We start from the raw sequence: 17,748 nt of genomic DNA on the forward strand, positions 1-17,748 counted from the left end.
CGAATGGGGCAACCCACCTTAAATGCTTGGAAAATCCAGTCTGTTTTATGAACGGCCTGGGTTTCCAAGCATTGTGATAAGGTATCTGCACCTGAATACATAGGGTGTAAGAAGCGAACGCAGGGAACTGAAACATCTAAGTACCTGCAGGAAAGGACATCAACCGAGACTCCGCAAGTAGTGGCGAGCGAACGCGGACCAGGCCAGTGGCAATGCTGAATAAAGTGGAACGGAATGGAAAGTCCGGCCATAGAGGGTGATAGCCCCTTACACGTAGAACAGGCATTGTCCTTGAGTAGGGCGGGACACGTGAAATCCTGTCTGAACATGGGGAGACCACTCTCCAAGCCTAAGTACTCGTGCATGACCGATAGCGAACAAGTACCGTGAGGGAAAGGTGAAAAGCACCCCGACGAGGGGAGTGAAATAGAACCTGAAACCGGATGCCTACAAACAGTCGGAGGGCGCAAGCCTGACGGCGTACCTTTTGTATAATGGGTCAACGACTTAGTGTAACTAGCAAGCTTAAGCCGGTAGGTGTAGGCGCAGCGAAAGCGAGTCTGAATAGGGCGATTTAGTTAGTTGCATTAGACCCGAAACCGAGTGATCTAGCCATGAGCAGGCTGAAGGTTGGGTAACACCAACTGGAGGGCCGAACCCATAACTGTTGCAATAGTTCGGGATGACTTGTGGCTAGGGGTGAAAGGCCAATCAAACTCGGAAATAGCTGGTTCTCCGCGAAATCTATTTAGGTAGAGCGTCGACCGAATACCCTCGGGGGTAGAGCACTGGATGGGCTATGGGGACTCACCGTCTTACTGATCCTAACCAAACTCCGAATACCGAGGAGTACTAGTCGGCAGACACACGGCGGGTGCTAACGTCCGTCGTGAAAAGGGCAACAACCCTGACCTCCAGCTAAGGTCCCCAAGTCATGGCTAAGTGGGAAAGGATGTGAGGATCCCAAAACAACCAGGATGTTGGCTTAGAAGCAGCCATCATTTAAAGAAAGCGTAACAGCTCACTGGTCTAAATAAGGGTCTTTGCGCCGAAAATGTAACGGGGCTAAAGCCATGCACCGAAGCTGAGGATTTGCAGCAATGCAAGTGGTAGCGGAGCGTTCCGTAAGTCTGTGAAGGCGGACCCGTGAGGGCTGCTGGAGATATCGGAAGTGCGAATGTTGACATGAGTAACGATAAAGAGGGTGAGAGACCCTCTCGCCGAAAGACCAAGGGTTCCTGCTTAAAGTTAATCTGAGCAGGGTTAGCCGGCCCCTAAGACGAGGCGGACACGCGTAGTCGATGGGAACCACGTTAATATTCGTGGGCCTGGTGGTAGTGACGGATCTCGTGTGTTGTTCAACCTTATTGGATTGGTTGGGCGGCGAAGAGGTTCCAGGAAATAGCTCCACCGTATAGACCGTACCCGAAACCGACACAGGTGGTCAGGTAGAGTATACCAAGGCGCTTGAGAGAACTATGTTGAAGGAACTCGGCAAATTGCACGCGTAACTTCGGAAGAAGCGTGACCCCATTTTACGCAAGTATGATGGGGTGGCACAGACCAGGGGGTAGCGACTGTTTATCAAAAACACAGGGCTCTGCGAAGTAGCAATACGACGTATAGGGTCTGACGCCTGCCCGGTGCTGGAAGGTTAAAGGGAGGGGTGCAAGCTCTGAACTGAAGCCCCAGTAAACGGCGGCCGTAACTATAACGGTCCTAAGGTAGCGAAATTCCTTGTCGGGTAAGTTCCGACCTGCACGAATGGCGTAACGACTTCCCCGCTGTCTCCAACATAGACTCAGTGAAATTGAATTCCCCGTGAAGATGCGGGGTTCCTGCGGTCAGACGGAAAGACCCCGTGCACCTTTACTATAGCTTTACACTGGCATTCGCCAAGGCATGTGTAGGATAGGTGGTAGGCTTTGAAGCAGGGACGCCAGTTCTTGTGGAGCCATCCTTGAAATACCACCCTTATCTTCGTGGATGTCTAACCGCGGTCCGTTATCCGGATCCGGGACAGTGTATGGTGGGTAGTTTGACTGGGGCGGTCGCCTCCGAAAGAGTAACGGAGGCGCGCGATGGTTAGCTCAGACCGGTCGGAAATCGGTCGTCGAGTGCAATGGCATAAGCTAGCCTGACTGCGAGACTGACAAGTCGAGCAGAGACGAAAGTCGGTCATAGTGATCCGGTGGTCCCGTGTGGAAGGGCCATCGCTCAACGGATAAAAGGTACGCCGGGGATAACAGGCTGATGACCCCCAAGAGTCCATATCGACGGGGTTGTTTGGCACCTCGATGTCGACTCATCGCATCCTGGGGCTGGAGCAGGTCCCAAGGGTATGGCTGTTCGCCATTTAAAGCGGTACGTGAGTTGGGTTCAGAACGTCGTGAGACAGTTCGGTCCCTATCTGCCGTGGGTGTAGGAATATTGACAGGATCTGTCCCTAGTACGAGAGGACCGGGATGGACGTATCTCTGGTGGATCTGTTGTCCTGCCAAGGGCATAGCAGAGTAGCTATATACGGAATGGATAACCGCTGAAGGCATCTAAGCGGGAAACCAACCTGAAAACGAGTGTTCCCTATCAGAGCCGTGGAAGACGACCACGTTGATAGGACGGGTGTGGAAGTGCAGCAATGCATGAAGCTTACCGTTACTAATAGCTCGATCGGCTTGATCGTTCTCATTGTTCATGTTCATCAACGATGAATTGACGTGTTCAAATCAAACGAAGCAATCGCTTCCCAGCTTCTCGAAAAACAACGCTTGTTGCGTTTTGCCGACCTGGTGGTTATCGCGGGGCGGCTGCACCCGTTCCCTTTCCGAACACGGCCGTGAAACGCCCCAGCGCCAATGGTACTTCGTCTTAAGACGCGGGAGAGTAGGTCGCTGCCAGGTCTGCAAAACGCAACATTCAAATCTTCTCATCACATGAGGGCCTCAAGCCCATAACAGAGGCCGCACATCGCGGCCTTTTTTGTTATAATATCAGCTTCTCAGCAGACAAATCTGCTGAATGAGACTTCGCCAAAGGCAAAGTCATTACGATATTTTGCCGTCGGCAAAAATCGGAGGACGCAAACACATCGTGTTTGCTCTGTCGCGACAAATCCTCTGGATTTGCGCTGGTTCGGACGACGCAAGCGTCGCCTAGATAACGCGGGGTGGAGCAGCCCGGTAGCTCGTCAGGCTCATAACCTGAAGGCCGCAGGTTCAAATCCTGCCCCCGCAACCAATATCCCCACAAAGCACAAATCCCCAAGTCAAAAGACGCAATACAAAACACCATCAAACACCAAATCAACCGCCTGGGTCCTTGAACAAGACATTCTGGTCTATCAAATATCGCGAAAATAACGGCAAACTCGCACCACCAACCGCGCGAGCCTGGCTCCCAACTTCACCCTCGATGATCTCAGGGATCATAACACCCTGAAGATCGTGCAGACCAAGCGCAAGCTGCGTTGCAACCACGATCCGCTTGCGCACCCAGTCCGGAAAACCGCCATCGATGATGACGGAAGAGAAGTCGATGATAGATGCGGCGGCAATCACGGCTTGCGCCAATGCAGCGGCCGTATTCCTGATCCATTGCTCGAGCGGTTCACCAAAATCGATCCATTCATCCGGCGAAAACCACAGCGGTCGCGGATCGATGCCCTCTTCTCGCAACATGTTTTCCAGAACGAAGATCGAGGCGATTTTCAGAAGTTGAACTGGTTTGCCGTCCTGTCCCTGCACCGGTAGCGGGCCGATTGCACCAGCAGTCCCGGTCCGCCCGGAAAACAGTGCGGAATTGAGGACGACCCCGCCACCGATAAACGAGCCTATGAAGATATAGAGGAAATCGGGGCAATTCTGACCTGCTCCAAAAACCAGTTCCGCGCCACAGGCACTTGTCGCATCATTCTGGAGGAACACCGGGTAGCTTATGCTTTCAGCGATATCAGCACGAATATCGACGCTGCGCCAACGTTCCATTTCTATTTGAGGCGCGCCCACTTCCTGCGCCCAATTCCAGAGCTCAAAAGGAGCCGCAATGCCCACACCGGCGATTTTCTCGCGCTCTGCGTCGGTCAGTTTTGATTCGATTTCGGCGATGCCTTCGATCACGAAAGGCATGATCCATTCCGGCATCGGGTAAGGATAGGTTCTGTGGAGCTTGAGCTTGATGCGACCAACAAAGTCCATCAGCACCAGATCAACACTGCGGCGGCCGATTTTGACACCGAAGGAAAACACTGCATCCGGATTGAGTCGCATGGGGGTGGACGGCTGCCCCACTTTTCCGCGAAGCCTTTCGCCGCGCACGAGAAGTCCGTCTTTTTCGAGAGACCGCATGATGACCGAGACGGTCTGCGCGGAAAGCCCGCAAAGCCTTGAAATCTCGGCTTTCGAAAGGCTTCCATGCCTGCGGACGAGCGACATCACGAGCCGCTCATTATAGGCACGAACGCCTATCTGATTGGCCCCTCCGCTCGAATCCGTAACGCTGCCCGGAGTTGACAACGCCGGGTCAACAGACTGTCTCATTCACACTTCCTCCCGCCAGCAGAGTTTACGATACACAACACCTGCCGGCCTCCTGGCAAGCCATACATCGCGATGTTTTTGAGTATTGCGACTTTCCTGCTTGCACGGATTTAGAATGCCACACCGAATTAATAATTCAATCGGATTTATTTATTGACAGAGTTTGCCTTTGATGGTTCCATTTGTTTCAGCGATTGTCAGTCTCGGAGGAGACGGGATCGTCGGGCTGCCGCAAAGGCGCCCACTTGTTCATTTGGGAGGATTAAATGAAGACCACTGTTTCCGCTCTTTTGGGCGCGCTTGCGCTTGGCGTTTCTTTTGCCTCGGTCGCATCTGCCGCCGACACGTCGGTGTGCCTCATCACCAAAACGGATACCAACCCCTTCTTCGTTAAGATGAAAGAAGGTGCGACGGCCAAGGCCAAAGAGCTTGGCGTGACCCTGAAGTCCTATGCCGGCAAGATCGATGGTGATTCCGAAAGCCAGGTCGCCGCAATCGAAACCTGCATCGCGGACGGCGCCAAGGGTATTTTGATCACCGCTTCCGATACCAAGGGTATTGTTCCGGCTGTCCAGAAGGCGCGCGATGCCGGCCTGCTGGTAATCGCCCTCGATACACCTCTTGAACCAATTGATGCTGCCGATTCGACCTTTGCAACCGACAACCTTCTGGCTGGCGAATTGATCGGCAAATGGGCCGCCGGTACGCTCGGCGACAAGGCAAAGGATGCGAAGATCGCTTTCTTGAATCTCACCCCCTCTCAGCCGACAGTGGACGTCCTGCGTAACCAGGGCTTCATGAAGGGCTTTGGCATCGACGTGAAGGACATCAACAAGATTGGTGATGAAGACGATCCGCGTATCGTTGGCCATGACGTTACCAACGGCAATGAAGAGGGTGGACGAGCAGCAATGGAAAACATGCTGCAGAAAGATCCGACCCTGAACGTTGTCCACACGATCAATGAACCTGCGGCCGCTGGCGCTTATGAAGCTTTGAAGGCAGTCGGTCGTGAAAAGGATGTGTTGATCGTTTCGGTTGATGGCGGTTGCCCGGGCGTCAAGAACGTCGCCGAAGGTGTGATCGGAGCCACGTCACAGCAATATCCGTTGATGATGGCAGCCCTTGGCGTTGAAGCCGTGAAGAAGTTCGCTGACACGGGTGAAAAGCCAAAGCCTACCGAAGGCAAGAATTTCTTCGATACCGGCGTGACCCTGGTGACTGACAAGCCCGTCAAAGGTCTTGATTCGATCGACACGAAAGACGGCCTGGGCAAGTGCTGGGGTTGATACCCGGATACTGAAATCTGCGAGGGGGCCTCTCGCCCCCTTGTTCAGCCATGAACCCGCCGCATCATGTTCGGGCGAGCGGGACACAAAATAGACGAGCGTGATCGGGAGGAACATTCATGAGCGATCAGCCGGCGCGTGCTCAGCCGCACAATGAATTTGAAAAGGTGCTTTCAGGGAGCTCGACGCAAGTTGCGGCTTTCGATACGCACGACAAAACTCCTCTGGAGAAGCTTCAGCACTTTCTGCATTCCAGTCCGGCGGCCGTGCCGCTGATCGTGCTGGTGATCTCGTTGATTGTCTTCGGAGCAATCCTCGGCGGAAAGTTCTTCTCTGCCTTCTCGCTGACCCTCATTCTTCAGCAGGTCGCCATCGTCGGTATCGTCGGCGCTGCGCAATCTCTGGTGATCCTGACCGCCGGTATCGATCTCTCGGTCGGCGCGATCATGGTCTTGTCTTCCGTCGTCATGGGACAATTCGCGTTCCGCTACGGTCTGCCAGCGGAACTCGCCATCCTGTGCGGATTTGCTGTCGGTGCGCTCTGCGGCTTCATCAATGGTCTTCTCGTCTCGAGAATGCGCCTGCCGCCCTTTATCGTCACTCTCGGCATGTGGCAGATCGTTCTTGCCGGCAATTTCCTTTACTCCGCCAACGAGACGATCCGGGCACAGGATATCGCGCAACAGGCGCCCATTCTGCAGTTCTTCGGTCAGAACGTTCGCTTCGGCAATGCAGTGTTCACCTATGGTGTTATTGCGATGGTCCTGCTGGTCGCACTCCTCTGGTACGTGCTCAACCACACCGCTTGGGGGCGCCATCTCTACGCCGTTGGCGATGATCCGGATGCTGCTGAGCTTGCCGGTGTCAACGTGAAGCGCATGCTGACAACAGTTTACACTCTCTCAGGCCTCATCTGTGCCTTCGCCGGTTGGGCGCTGATTGGCCGCATCGGCTCCGTTTCTCCGACTGCTGGCCAGTTTGCGAATATTGAATCCATCACAGCGGTGGTGATCGGTGGCCTCTCCCTGTTTGGTGGTCGTGGGTCCATCCTTGGAATGCTCTTCGGCGCCTTGATTGTCGGTGTCTTCTCGCTCGGCTTGCGTCTCATTGGCACCGATCCACAATGGACCTATCTGTTGATCGGCGTCCTCATCATCCTGGCTGTCGCAATCGACCAGTGGATCAGAAAGGTAGCAGGCTGATGACAAAAGAACCGATACTCACGGCACGCAGCCTCGTTAAGCGTTATGGCCGCGTCACCGCCCTGGATCAGGCTGATTTTGATCTCTATCCGGGTGAAATTCTCGCGGTCATCGGCGATAACGGTGCGGGAAAGTCATCGCTGATCAAGGCTATTTCCGGTGCCATCACGCCGGATGAAGGGGAAATCCAGCTTGAAGGTCAGACCGTGCAGTTCCGCTCGCCCATCGAGGCGCGCAAGGCTGGCATCGAAACGGTGTATCAAAACCTTGCGCTGTCCCCCGCACTTTCCATAGCCGACAATATGTTCCTCGGGCGTGAGATCCGTAAGACAGGTATTCGTGGAAGCCTGTTTCGCGCGCTGGATCGCCCGGCCATGGAAAAATTCGCGCGTGACAAGCTGTCCGAACTTGGTTTGATGACGATCCAGAATATCAATCAGGCGGTCGAAACGCTGTCTGGTGGTCAGCGGCAGGGGGTTGCGGTGGCGCGCGCAGCCGCTTTTGGTTCGAAGGTTGTCATTCTCGATGAGCCGACGGCCGCCCTCGGCGTCAAGGAAAGTCGCAGAGTGCTGGAACTGATACTCGATGTCCGTTCCAGAGGGCTTCCGATCGTGCTCATTTCACATAATATGCCGCATGTTTTCGAGGTGGCTGATCGCATTCATATTCATCGCCTCGGCCGACGCCTGTGCGTCATCAATCCGAAGGAGTATTCGATGTCTGATGCCGTCGCCTTCATGACGGGCGCCAAAGAGCCGCCACGGGAAACCCTGGCTGCATGACATTGAAACTTGAAACGATCGTTGAGGAGGTCCTTCAACGGGCCGGAGACAAACCCCGATTTATCGTTGCTATTGCCGGTCCCCCTGGGGCCGGCAAATCGACATTGGCTGAGGCCTTGTGCAGCGCTCTGATCGCGAAAGGCGAGATGGCTGCCGTGTTGCCGATGGACGGCTTCCATATGGACAATGGTATCCTGGAAGAGCGCGGCCTTCTTGCAAGAAAAGGTGCGCCGGAAACCTTTGATGTCCGTGGCTTCCTGGATATTGTTTCCGCCGTTCGCAAAAACGGCGAGGAAGTTCTCGTCGCCGTTTTCGATCGCTCCAGGGAAATAGCCATCGCGTCCGCGCGCGCCATCTCACCGGACACCCGTTTCATTTTGGCGGAAGGTAATTACCTGCTTCTCAATGAAGAGCCATGGACACGGCTGACGGACAGTTTTGATATGAGCGTTTTTGTCGGTCCGTCCGTGGCGGTGCTCGAAGAGCGCCTTCGTAACAGATGGATCGGTTACGGTTTGAACGAAAGCCAGATCGCAGCCAAGCTGTTTGAAAACGATCTTCCGAATGGAAGACGGGTGATCGGATCTTCACGCCCTGCAGATATCCACATCGATATCTGGGAGTGACTGTACTCCCATAAGGGTGGAACAGCCTGAAATACAGCCTTCATAAGAATTTGCTAACCATAGGGTGAATCTTTTTGATCCACCATGGCGAGGATTTGCATGTCTATCCGTTGACGGAAAAGATTCATGATATACTATATGTGGTGTTCAAGGTTCTCTCGATTCGCAAGGATTGGGAGCTAAGACGGGAATTCGGTGCGAGACGCCATGATGGCGGAACAATCCCGAGGCTGCCCCCGCAACTGTAAACGGTGAGCATCGTTCCATATTGTGCCACTGGGGTTTACGCTCTGGGAAGGTTGGAGCCGATGTTTAGACCCGCAAGCCAGGAGACCTGCCTTGAGCGTGCACGTCCACGGGCGGGGTGTCCGGAAGGAGGGTGTTGGCGCAAATGAGTTGCGCACGCCGTTTTCCTGTATCCCGCTGAGATCAACTTCGGGGTGAAGTCATGCCATCGTATTTTTACAGTTTCCTGCGCTCGTCGGCGTAGGTTTTGGTTCGTCGCGGCATAGCCGCTCCAATTCATCAATGAACCCACCCACCTGATGGTAATGAGCCGTCGGGACCGTTCGGCTGCGCGTATGGGCAGCTTTGAAAGAGGACACCATGACCGTCACCGTTTACAGCAAACCCGCCTGCGTTCAGTGCAAAGCAACCTATCGCGCGCTTGATCGCATCGGAGTCAGCTACGAAATCATCGATATTTCGGAGGATGCGGATGCCCTCGATCACGTCAGGGGGCTGGGTTACATGCAGGTTCCGGTCGTCATTGCTGGCGAGCGCCATTGGGCCGGTTTTCGCCCCGATATGATCAGCGCAATTTCCTGAGAGAGGGCGATGGGACTGATCGTCTATTATTCCAGCCGATCCGAAAACACCCATCGCTTCGTTCAGAAACTGGGTGGCCAGGCGCTCAGGCTACCTATCGGCACCGCTGACGAAACCCTGCTTGTGTCGGAACCCTACGTCCTCGTCACCCCCACCTATGGGGGAGGCGGGACCAAAGGGGCTGTTCCGAAACCCGTAATCCGGTTTCTGAACGAGCCAGCCAATCGAAACCTCATTCGCGGCGTCATTGCTGCGGGAAACACGAATTTTGGCGCGGCATTCGCCTCGGCTGGAGAAATCGTCTCGCGCAAATGCGCGGTTCCCTTTCTCTACCGCTTCGAGCTTCTCGGGACCGAGGAGGATGTCGCCAACGTCACTCATGGATTGGAACGATTTTGGACACGCTGACTTCTGACGTCCTTCGGGACAAGAGCGCAAAACAGCCAGTTTCCGTTACCGCGAAACCGCTGGATACAGCGCTTGATTATCACGCGCTGAATGCCATGCTCAATCTCTACGACGAGAACGGCAAGATCCAGCTCGACAAGGATCGGCAGGCTGCGAAACAGTATTTTTTGCAGCACGTCAATCAGAACACCGTCTTCTTCCATAACCTCAGGGAGAAGCTCGATTATCTCGTGACGGAAGGCTATTACGAGCAGGAGGTGCTCGATCAGTATTCGTTCAACTTCGTCCGCGATCTTTTCGACCACGCCTATGCCAGGAAGTTCCGTTTCCCGACCTTCCTTGGCGCCTTCAAATATTACACCTCCTACACACTGAAGACGTTCGACGGCAAACGTTACCTCGAGCGTTATGAGGACCGCATTTGCATGGTTGCGCTGGCGCTGGCCCGTGGCAACGAGTCGCTGGCTCGCGATATGGTCGATGAGATCATTTCGGGCCGCTTCCAGCCTGCGACCCCAACTTTCCTGAATGCCGGCAAAAAACAGCGTGGCGAACTTGTCTCCTGCTTCCTGTTGCGCATCGAGGACAATATGGAGTCCATCGCGCGCGGCATCAATTCAGCGCTGCAATTGTCGAAACGCGGCGGCGGCGTGGCTTTGTCACTTACCAACCTTCGCGAGGCAGGCGCCCCGATCAAGCAGATCGAGAACCAGTCTTCAGGCGTTATTCCCGTCATGAAGCTTCTGGAGGATTCATTCTCTTATGCGAACCAGCTTGGCGCGCGGCAGGGAGCGGGGGCCGTCTATCTGAACGCCCACCACCCCGATATCATGCGGTTCCTCGACACAAAACGCGAAAACGCCGACGAGAAGATCCGTATCAAGACCCTCTCACTCGGCGTGGTCATACCTGACATCACGTTTGAACTCGCCAAGAACAACGAGGATATGTACCTCTTTTCGCCTTATGACATCGAGCGTGTTTACGGTGTGCCGTTTACCGAAATCTCGGTCACGGAAAAATACCGTGAGATGGTGGCTGACAGTCGCATCAAGAAAAAGAAAATCAAGGCGCGCGACTTCTTCCAGGTGATTGCCGAAATCCAGTTCGAAAGCGGCTACCCCTACATCATGTTCGAAGACACGGTGAACAAGGCGAATCCGATTGCCGGGCGCATCACCATGAGCAACCTCTGCTCGGAGATTTTGCAGGTCAGTGACGCGAGCACTTACAATGCCGATTTGACGTATGATCATCTGGGCAAGGATATTTCGTGCAATCTCGGTTCGTTGAACATTGCCGCTGCGATGGATTCGGGTGATTTCGGCAAGACCATAGAGACATCGATCCGGGCGTTGACCGCCGTCTCTGACATGAGCAACATCACATCCGTCCCTTCTATCGCGAAGGGCAATGCCGATAGCCATGCGATCGGCCTCGGACAGATGAATCTTCATGGCTATCTTGCCCGCGAACGGATTTATTACGGTTCGGAAGAGGGCATAGATTTCACCAACATGTACTTCTACACGGTCACGTATCACGCCATTCGTGCTTCGAACCGGTTGGCAGTTGAGCGCGGCCAGAGCTTCAAGGGTTTTGAAAACTCAAAATATGCGTCCGGCGACTATTTCGACAAATACACGGAAACAGAATGGAAGCCGGCGACCGAAAAAGTGGCAGGTCTGTTCGAAAAGGCTGGTATCGCTATCCCGACGCAGGAAGATTGGCTGGCGCTGAAGCAGGCCGTGATGAGTTCGGGCCTTTATAACCAGAACCTTCAGGCGGTACCGCCTACCGGCTCGATTTCCTACATCAACCACTCGACCTCTTCCATTCACCCGATCGTCTCAAAGATCGAGATTCGCAAAGAGGGCAAGATTGGCCGTGTTTATTACCCGGCTGCCTATCTCTCAGATGACAATCTCGACTATTATCAGGATGCCTATGAGATCGGGCCTGAAAAGATCATCGACACCTATGCGGCAGCAACGCAGCATGTCGATCAGGGGTTGTCGCTGACCCTGTTTTTCCGCGATACAGCGACCACCCGCGACATTAACCGGGCGCAGATCTATGCCTGGAAAAAGGGCATCAAGACAATCTACTACATCCGCCTTCGCCAAATGGCGCTGACCGGCACGGAAGTGCAGGGTTGCGTCTCCTGCACCCTGTGATTTCCGGTGACGAACATGAATATCCAAATCAAGACCAACGCAAAGGCTGCCTCCCGCCTGCGTGCCATCAACTGGAACCGTATTGAAGACGACAAGGACCTTGAGGTCTGGAACCGTCTGACGTCAAATTTCTGGCTGCCAGAAAAGGTGCCGCTGTCCAACGACATTCCCTCATGGGGAACGTTGCGACCTGAAGAGCAGAAGCTGACCATCCGTGTCTTCACCGGTCTCACTTTGCTCGATACCATTCAGAACGGTGTTGGCGCCGTTCGGTTGATGGAGGATGCGGTCACGCAACACGAGGAAGCGGTGCTTTCCAACATTTCATTCATGGAGGCGGTCCATGCCCGCTCCTATTCCTCGATTTTTTCGACGCTTTGCCTGACACCCGACGTTGACGATGCTTACCGCTGGTCTGAGGAAAACGAGTTCCTGCAGCGCAAGTCGGCGCTTATCATGCGGGAGTACGACAGCGGCAACCCGTTGAAAAAGAAGGTCGCGAGCGTCTTTCTTGAGAGCTTCCTGTTCTACTCCGGTTTCTACCTGCCAATGTTCTGGTCAAGCCGTGCCAAACTCACCAACACAGCCGATCTCATCCGTCTCATCATTCGCGATGAGGCTGTTCATGGCTATTACATCGGTTACAAATTCCAGCGCGCGGTGGAAAGGCTGAGTGAGGCTGAGCGGCAGGAGATCAAGGATTTTGCTTTCGACCTGCTGCTGGAACTCTACGACAACGAAGCAAAGTACACGGAAGACCTTTATGATGGCGTCGGGCTATCGGAAGATGTGAAGAAGTTCCTTCACTACAATGCCAATAAGGCCTTGATGAATCTGGGTTACGAAGCCCTGTTTCCTGCCGAGGCGTGCAAGGTCAATCCGGCGATCCTGTCGGCGCTTTCACCCAACGCCGATGAAAACCATGACTTCTTCTCCGGTTCCGGATCGTCTTACGTTATCGGAAAAGCGGTCGCGACAGAGGACGAAGACTGGAATTTCTGAAAAAATTCCGCCGAATTTGTGCTGCGGATTTGCGAAACCGCGATCCGGTTACCCGACTCAATACCGAGTTGGGGCAGGACGAACCCGCATCATTGCGGGTTCACGACCTTGCTTGCCAAATGGAACGGGCTCGAAATTGTCGCACCAATGGCATCGAAAACGAAAGCGCCCGCCCTTCCGATTTCGGAGCCATTTTGCTGCCTGTTGGCCTCCAATTGCGGGATTAGGGCGGCCAGCGCCGCGTAGCGGTCGTGATTAAGCGGATCAGATGCTTCCAGATTGGAAATATCGACAAACTGCACACCCTCTTTCAGCGCAGCGTCCTGAACCTGCGGATCTTCGACATCCAGGGCGCCGATACGCGTTACGTCGGCGCCGAGTATGGAGGATGCCTTGAGTGCTCGGTCGTCCTTGGAGACCAATACGGTCAGAGGTGGATTGAGGCGTCCGACCACCTGGACCTGTTTGCGAAACACATCAGCGTCGATATCCGGAGCCGCCAGAACGACCTGCAGTTTGGCAATGATATCGTTCCGTCCTTCGAAACGCAACTGGCGCAAGGCTTCCATCACCAGCCAACCGCCCATGCTGTGACCGAACACGACGATCTTGCCTTTGGGTGACTGGCGGGCGAGGTCCGTCATAAGTCCTGCCAGCGCATCGCGGGAATAGGTCGCCGATTCCTTGTCAGCGACATAGCCTGTAACATTTGCCTGCGATGGCCAGGAAAATACCAGTGGTACGCCATTGATATCCGCATCGGCAGCCATTTGCGCTGCACGGAACAAGGCTTCCTGATAGCTGTAATTGTAGCCGTGCACGAAAAGACCGATCTGTTTTCCTGACTTGGCGATCTGTCCCAGATCAGTATTGAATTCCTGCTCCTTGAGCATGTTGGCGCGGGTCACGACGAAATCCGTTTTGGGATTTGGCTTGCTCCTTGCCCACTCGATTTTTCCCTTTTTGTGGCTGGGCGGAATGGAAATATCGAACCGGGCATAGTTCGGTGCCGTCGCGCGGCCTGTACCGAAGCCTTTACCTGCTTCGTTTTGATCGCGTGTGCTTGCCACATAAGCGGTCAAGGTTTTCGCACCATTTGCTTTCGTATCGATCGCCTGCAGGACATCCGCTCCCGGTCGTCCCGCGCAGGAGGAAAGGAGGCTGAGAGCGAAAATAAGCGAGACAACAAGGCGCATGAACAAGGTAACCGGTCAGATTGAACTGGCCATAAATAAACATCTGCCTGAAAAGTTGCCAGCGCAGAATAATTTCCTTTTGTTTCGCCACCCTTCAGCCAACGAGAAGTGCCCTCCGATCTTGCTATCGCGCGAGGTTCGTTTTAGGCCGTAACCATGACGAACAAGGTCTCTCTGACACGACTGAAACTGACTGACTTCCGCAATTATGCGGCGGCATCTCTTAGCCTCGACGAGCGTCACGTGGTGTTGACGGGCGACAACGGTTCAGGCAAGACCAACCTGCTGGAAGCAGTATCGTTTCTCTCGCCCGGTCGCGGACTGCGTCGTGCAGTCTTGTCGGATGTTACACGAGTTGGCGCGGAAGTATCCGGATTTTCGATCTTCGCTGACGTCGAGGGAATGGATGGCGAGGTCGCGATTGGTACCGGTGTCGAAGGGGATGGTGACGTCGTTTCTCGGCGTTTGAGGCTCAACGGTACGGCTGTACGATCGGTCGATGAGTTGACGGATCATCTGCGTGTCCTTTGGCTGACACCGGCCATGGACGGCCTCTTTACGGGATCATCTTCGGATCGTCGTCGCTTTCTCGATCGCCTCGTTCTGTCGCTTGATCCGGCACACGGCCGTCGTGCGAGCGATTTCGACAAAGCCATGCGTGGCCGCAATCGCTTGCTGTCCGAAGGGCGCTTCGATCCTGTGTGGCTGGACGGCATTGAAAAGCAGATGGCCGAGCTTGGCATGTCCATGGCGATTGCGCGTCACGAGATGCTGGGGCTTTTGAAGAACCTGATCGACACCCGCAAGGGCGACGCCGGGTTTCCGTCTGCGGCGTTGGCGCTGTCCGGTTTTATGGACAACGCGTTTCACCGACCGGCGGTCGATCTGGAAGATGAGTATGCGTCGATGTTGCGTGACGGTCGCTATCGCGACGCTGCCGCAGGCCGCACGCTTGATGGGCCACACCGGGTCGACCTTTTCGTGCGTCACGCGGAAAAGGACATGGAAGCCGAACGTTGTTCGACGGGAGAACAGAAAGCTTTGCTTGTCGGACTGGTATTGGCGCACGCACAGTTGACGGCAAACATGACCGGTTACGCGCCGGTGCTTTTGCTGGATGAAATTGCTGCTCATCTGGACGAGGGTCGACGTGCGGCTCTGTTCGACCTCATCCACGCTCTTGGCGGTCAAAGTTTCATGACGGGCACAGATACCGGCATGTTCTCTGCACTCGGTGAGCGGGCGCAATTCTTCAACATTTCGTATGGAAGCATTACTGGCTGAGAATAGGAGCGCGAGATGGAGCCTTTGAGTCCCGAGGAAATCGAACGCTACAAGCGCCATATCCTCTTGCCGGAAATCGGTGGCGTTGGGCAGCAGCGCCTGAAGGCGGCCCGCGTACTGGTTATCGGAGCAGGGGGGCTCGGCGCGCCCGTTCTGCTTTATCTTGCTGCCGCAGGCATTGGAACGCTCGGCCTGATCGATGACGACGTCGTTTCGTTGTCCAACCTCCAGCGGCAGGTGATCCATGACAGCGGCACGATTGGCGAACTGAAAACGGAGAGTGCACGCAATACCATTGCCCGGCTTAATCCGCATGTCCGCATCCTTGCCTATGAGGACCGTTTCTCCGCTGTCTGGGCAGACACACACCTCAAGGGTTTTGATCTCATCATTGATGGCTCGGACAATTTCGATACGCGGTATGCCGCTGCCGACGCTGCCGAAAGCGCGAGGCGACCATTGGTGACAGGGGCCGTTGGCCGTTTTGACGGATCGGTCACGGTACTAAAACCCTACGAGACCGGGCCCGATGCGCGTTTACTGCCTGGGTACCGAGACCTTTTCCCGGCTCCGCCACCGCAAGGCCTCATTCCCAATTGCGCTGAAACAGGCATCGTTGGTGCCCTGACCGGTGTTATCGGGACGATCATGGCTATGGAGGCGGTGAAGGTAATAACGGGCGCTGGTGAACCGCTGATCGGTCGTCTGTTGCTCTATGACGCACTTGCCGCCCGTTTTGAAACTGTCCGTTACAAGCGTCGACGCGAAGGGACTACGGCATGATCGAGATTGTTGGGATCGATCAGGAATTTGGACGCGAGCCTGAATTGCTGGCGCTCATCATGGCTTCCTTTGCATATATGGATGGGGTTATCGATCCGCCATCCTCCGCCCATCGTCTGACACTCGAAAACCTTGCCGAAAAAGTCAAAAACGAAATCGCGTTTGCAGCATTGGAAAATGGCGAAATCCTGGGCTGCATTTTTTGCAAACCTGAACCGCTTGGCAGTCTTTATGTCGGCAAACTGGCTGTATCGCCGAAATCACAGGGCAAGGGTGTCGGTTACCGGCTGATGTCGAGGGCGGAGACCTTGGCGCGCGAATTGGCGCTCCCGGCATTGCGTCTGGAGACGCGCATTGAGCTTGTCGGCAATCACGCCCGGTTCTCATCCTGGGGCTTCGTCAAAACAGCCGAAAACGCCCATCCCGGCTTTGATCGAATGACCTCAATTGAAATGACCAAGCGGCTCGACTGATGCGATCAGTTGCGGCCCGGCAGAACGCGGTTCGGTGGACGGTGACCATCGAACAGGGTGCGAATGTTGATGATGACCTTCTCCCCCATGTCAATGCGACCTTCGATGGTTGCCGAGCCCATATGCGGTAACAGCACCACCTTGCCCTCCTTGGCAAGCTTGATGAGCTTGGGATTGACGGCAGGCTCATTCGAATAGACGTCCAGGCCAGCGCCGGCGATCTTGCCGTCCCGCAGGCATTGGATCATCGCGGCTTCATCGATGATATCACCACGGGCTGTGTTGACGATGTAGCTCGTCGGCTGCATCAGCGCCAACCGTCGTGCCGAGATCAGGTGGTAGGTCGCCGGCGTTGCAGGGCAATTGATGGAAACGATATCAACGCGGGCCAGCATCTGGTCAAGACTGTCCCAATACGTGGCTTCGAGTTCCGCTTCAGTGGCCGGATTTACGCGTTTGCGATTGTGGTAGTGAATGGAGAGCCCGAAGGCTTTTGCGCGTCGGGCAACCGCCGTGCCGATCCGCCCCATGCCGACAATGCCGATCCGTTTGCCGGAAATGCGTCTTCCAAGCATCCATGTCGGTGACCAGCCCATCCACTCGTCAGCACCGTTGGCGAGAACGCGCGTGCCTTCGATCATGCGGCGCGGCACAGCCAGCACCAGCGCCATGGTGATGTCGGCCGTGTCTTCGGTAAGCACATTGGGCGTATTCGTGACGGTGATGCCCTTGCGCGCCGCCGCATCCACGTCCACGTGGTCAATACCATTGGAAAAGCTGGCAATCAGCTTCAATTGTGGCCCGGCCTGTTCGATCATTGCAGCGGTAATACGATCGGTAACCGTTGGTACCAGAACGTCCACCCGTTGCATGGCGGCGACGAGTTCCTGTTCGCTACGCAGCGTGTCATCGATGTTCAGTTCGGCGTCGAAAAGCTCTCGCATTCTGGTTTCGACCACATCCGGCAGTTTGCGGGTGAGATAGACGGTTGGTCTCTTCTTGTGAGTCATCGTTAGCCGCTGCCTTGTTCAGAAGTCATTAACCAGAAAGAGCGATAATTTCTCTCACTCAGGGCGTTTCTACCAGACCCACCGGCGAAGACAAACAAAACTCGTGCGGGCGCGAGGCGCTGGAAACGCGTGTCCTGGATATCCTGTGGTTTA

14 protein-coding genes, 1 tRNA gene, 2 rRNA genes and 1 riboswitch (1 of these 18 only partly in view) are annotated in these 17,748 nt (G+C 55.0%); of the genes, 14 read left to right on the forward strand and 3 right to left on the reverse strand.

What is annotated here, in order from left to right; translation table 11 throughout:
• From FY156_15275 to FY156_15285, 3 genes are all read left to right on the forward strand, one after another.
• A 23S ribosomal RNA gene (locus tag FY156_15275) occupies window positions 1-2,690 on the forward strand (it extends 115 nt beyond the left edge of the window).
• 95 nt (window positions 2,691-2,785) lie between these two features.
• Window positions 2,786-2,900: ribosomal RNA gene (gene rrf, locus FY156_15280) — 5S ribosomal RNA — on the forward strand.
• 260 nt (window positions 2,901-3,160) lie between these two features.
• Window positions 3,161-3,237, forward strand: a tRNA-Met gene (locus tag FY156_15285).
• Between the two features lie 65 nt (window positions 3,238-3,302).
• Here FY156_15285 and FY156_15290 read toward each other — a convergent pair.
• Window positions 3,303-4,535, reverse strand: a complete 1,233-nt coding sequence (locus FY156_15290; protein UXS02738.1) for an ROK family transcriptional regulator — start codon at window positions 4,533-4,535, stop codon at window positions 3,303-3,305.
• A 266-nt stretch (window positions 4,536-4,801) separates the two neighbouring features.
• Between FY156_15290 and FY156_15295 the strand changes: the two genes are divergently transcribed.
• The 8 genes from FY156_15295 (at window position 4,802) to nrdF (ending at window position 12,849) form a co-directional block, all read left to right on the forward strand.
• The gene (locus FY156_15295) at window positions 4,802-5,824 is read left to right on the forward strand and encodes a sugar ABC transporter substrate-binding protein (protein UXS02739.1); all 1,023 of its coding nucleotides are present in this window, start codon (window positions 4,802-4,804) and stop codon (window positions 5,822-5,824) included.
• A gap of 119 nt (window positions 5,825-5,943) precedes the next feature.
• A complete protein-coding gene (locus tag FY156_15300) occupies window positions 5,944-7,026 on the forward strand; it encodes an ABC transporter permease (GenBank protein ID UXS02740.1) in 1,083 nt (360 codons plus the stop codon).
• Window positions 7,026-7,808 carry a sugar ABC transporter ATP-binding protein gene (locus tag FY156_15305; protein UXS02741.1) on the forward strand — a complete coding sequence of 261 codons (783 nt, stop codon included), beginning with the start codon at window positions 7,026-7,028 and terminating at the stop codon, window positions 7,806-7,808. The genes FY156_15300 and FY156_15305 overlap by 1 nt, the downstream gene beginning before the upstream one ends.
• Entirely contained in the window at window positions 7,805-8,434 is a 630-nt protein-coding gene (locus FY156_15310) for a nucleoside triphosphate hydrolase (protein UXS02742.1), read from the forward strand. The genes FY156_15305 and FY156_15310 overlap by 4 nt, the downstream gene beginning before the upstream one ends.
• Window positions 8,435-8,567: 133 nt before the next feature.
• A riboswitch (cobalamin riboswitch) is annotated at window positions 8,568-8,791 on the forward strand.
• A gap of 249 nt (window positions 8,792-9,040) precedes the next feature.
• Window positions 9,041-9,262, forward strand: coding sequence for a glutaredoxin-like protein NrdH (gene nrdH / locus FY156_15315; GenBank protein ID UXS02743.1), 222 nt, complete (start codon window positions 9,041-9,043; stop codon window positions 9,260-9,262).
• A 9-nt stretch (window positions 9,263-9,271) separates the two neighbouring features.
• Complete coding sequence (gene nrdI, locus FY156_15320) at window positions 9,272-9,670, forward strand: class Ib ribonucleoside-diphosphate reductase assembly flavoprotein NrdI (GenBank protein UXS02744.1); 399 nt, start codon at window positions 9,272-9,274, stop codon at window positions 9,668-9,670.
• On the forward strand, window positions 9,658-11,847 hold the full coding sequence (gene nrdE, locus FY156_15325; GenBank protein UXS02745.1) for a class 1b ribonucleoside-diphosphate reductase subunit alpha: 2,190 nt from the start codon (window positions 9,658-9,660) through the stop codon (window positions 11,845-11,847). Before nrdI ends, nrdE begins: the two co-directional genes overlap by 13 nt.
• A gap of 15 nt (window positions 11,848-11,862) precedes the next feature.
• Entirely contained in the window at window positions 11,863-12,849 is a 987-nt protein-coding gene (nrdF, locus tag FY156_15330; protein ID UXS02746.1) for a class 1b ribonucleoside-diphosphate reductase subunit beta, read from the forward strand.
• A gap of 89 nt (window positions 12,850-12,938) precedes the next feature.
• Here nrdF and FY156_15335 read toward each other — a convergent pair whose 3' ends face one another.
• Complete coding sequence (locus FY156_15335; GenBank protein ID UXS02747.1) at window positions 12,939-14,045, reverse strand: alpha/beta hydrolase; 1,107 nt, start codon at window positions 14,043-14,045, stop codon at window positions 12,939-12,941.
• A 156-nt stretch (window positions 14,046-14,201) separates the two neighbouring features.
• On the opposite strand from FY156_15335, the gene recF reads away from it, so the two are divergent.
• The 3 genes from recF to FY156_15350 are packed head-to-tail and all read left to right on the forward strand — an operon-like array spanning window position 14,202 to window position 16,585.
• Window positions 14,202-15,329 carry a DNA replication/repair protein RecF gene (gene recF / locus FY156_15340; GenBank protein UXS02748.1) on the forward strand — a complete coding sequence of 376 codons (1,128 nt, stop codon included), beginning with the start codon at window positions 14,202-14,204 and terminating at the stop codon, window positions 15,327-15,329.
• Window positions 15,330-15,344: 15 nt separating this feature from the next.
• Window positions 15,345-16,112 carry a molybdopterin-synthase adenylyltransferase MoeB gene (locus tag FY156_15345; protein UXS02749.1) on the forward strand — a complete coding sequence of 256 codons (768 nt, stop codon included), beginning with the start codon at window positions 15,345-15,347 and terminating at the stop codon, window positions 16,110-16,112.
• A complete protein-coding gene (locus tag FY156_15350) occupies window positions 16,109-16,585 on the forward strand; it encodes a GNAT family N-acetyltransferase (GenBank protein ID UXS02750.1) in 477 nt (158 codons plus the stop codon). The genes FY156_15345 and FY156_15350 overlap by 4 nt, the downstream gene beginning before the upstream one ends.
• Window positions 16,586-16,590: 5 nt before the next feature.
• Here the strand turns inward: FY156_15350 and FY156_15355 are convergent, their stop codons facing one another.
• Window positions 16,591-17,595, reverse strand: coding sequence for a D-glycerate dehydrogenase (locus FY156_15355; protein ID UXS02751.1), 1,005 nt, complete (start codon window positions 17,593-17,595; stop codon window positions 16,591-16,593).
• Window positions 17,596-17,748: the final 153 nt, after the last annotated feature.

This window comes from Agrobacterium tumefaciens (assembly GCA_025559845.1).
Taxonomy (GTDB): domain Bacteria; phylum Pseudomonadota; class Alphaproteobacteria; order Rhizobiales; family Rhizobiaceae; genus Agrobacterium.

Coding starts and splice junctions, on each gene's coding strand:
- FY156_15290 (UXS02738.1), bottom strand. CDS start 4,535: ATGAGACAGTCTGTTGACCCGGCGTTGTCAACTCCGGGCAGCGTTACG.
- FY156_15295 (UXS02739.1), top strand. CDS start 4,802: ATGAAGACCACTGTTTCCGCTCTTTTGGGCGCGCTTGCGCTTGGCGTT.
- FY156_15300 (UXS02740.1), top strand. CDS start 5,944: ATGAGCGATCAGCCGGCGCGTGCTCAGCCGCACAATGAATTTGAAAAG.
- FY156_15305 (UXS02741.1), top strand. CDS start 7,026: ATGACAAAAGAACCGATACTCACGGCACGCAGCCTCGTTAAGCGTTAT.
- FY156_15310 (UXS02742.1), top strand. CDS start 7,805: ATGACATTGAAACTTGAAACGATCGTTGAGGAGGTCCTTCAACGGGCC.
- nrdH (UXS02743.1), top strand. CDS start 9,041: ATGACCGTCACCGTTTACAGCAAACCCGCCTGCGTTCAGTGCAAAGCA.
- nrdI (UXS02744.1), top strand. CDS start 9,272: ATGGGACTGATCGTCTATTATTCCAGCCGATCCGAAAACACCCATCGC.
- nrdF (UXS02746.1), top strand. CDS start 11,863: ATGAATATCCAAATCAAGACCAACGCAAAGGCTGCCTCCCGCCTGCGT.
- FY156_15335 (UXS02747.1), bottom strand. CDS start 14,045: ATGCGCCTTGTTGTCTCGCTTATTTTCGCTCTCAGCCTCCTTTCCTCC.
- recF (UXS02748.1), top strand. CDS start 14,202: ATGACGAACAAGGTCTCTCTGACACGACTGAAACTGACTGACTTCCGC.
- FY156_15345 (UXS02749.1), top strand. CDS start 15,345: ATGGAGCCTTTGAGTCCCGAGGAAATCGAACGCTACAAGCGCCATATC.
- FY156_15350 (UXS02750.1), top strand. CDS start 16,109: ATGATCGAGATTGTTGGGATCGATCAGGAATTTGGACGCGAGCCTGAA.
- FY156_15355 (UXS02751.1), bottom strand. CDS start 17,595: ATGACTCACAAGAAGAGACCAACCGTCTATCTCACCCGCAAACTGCCG.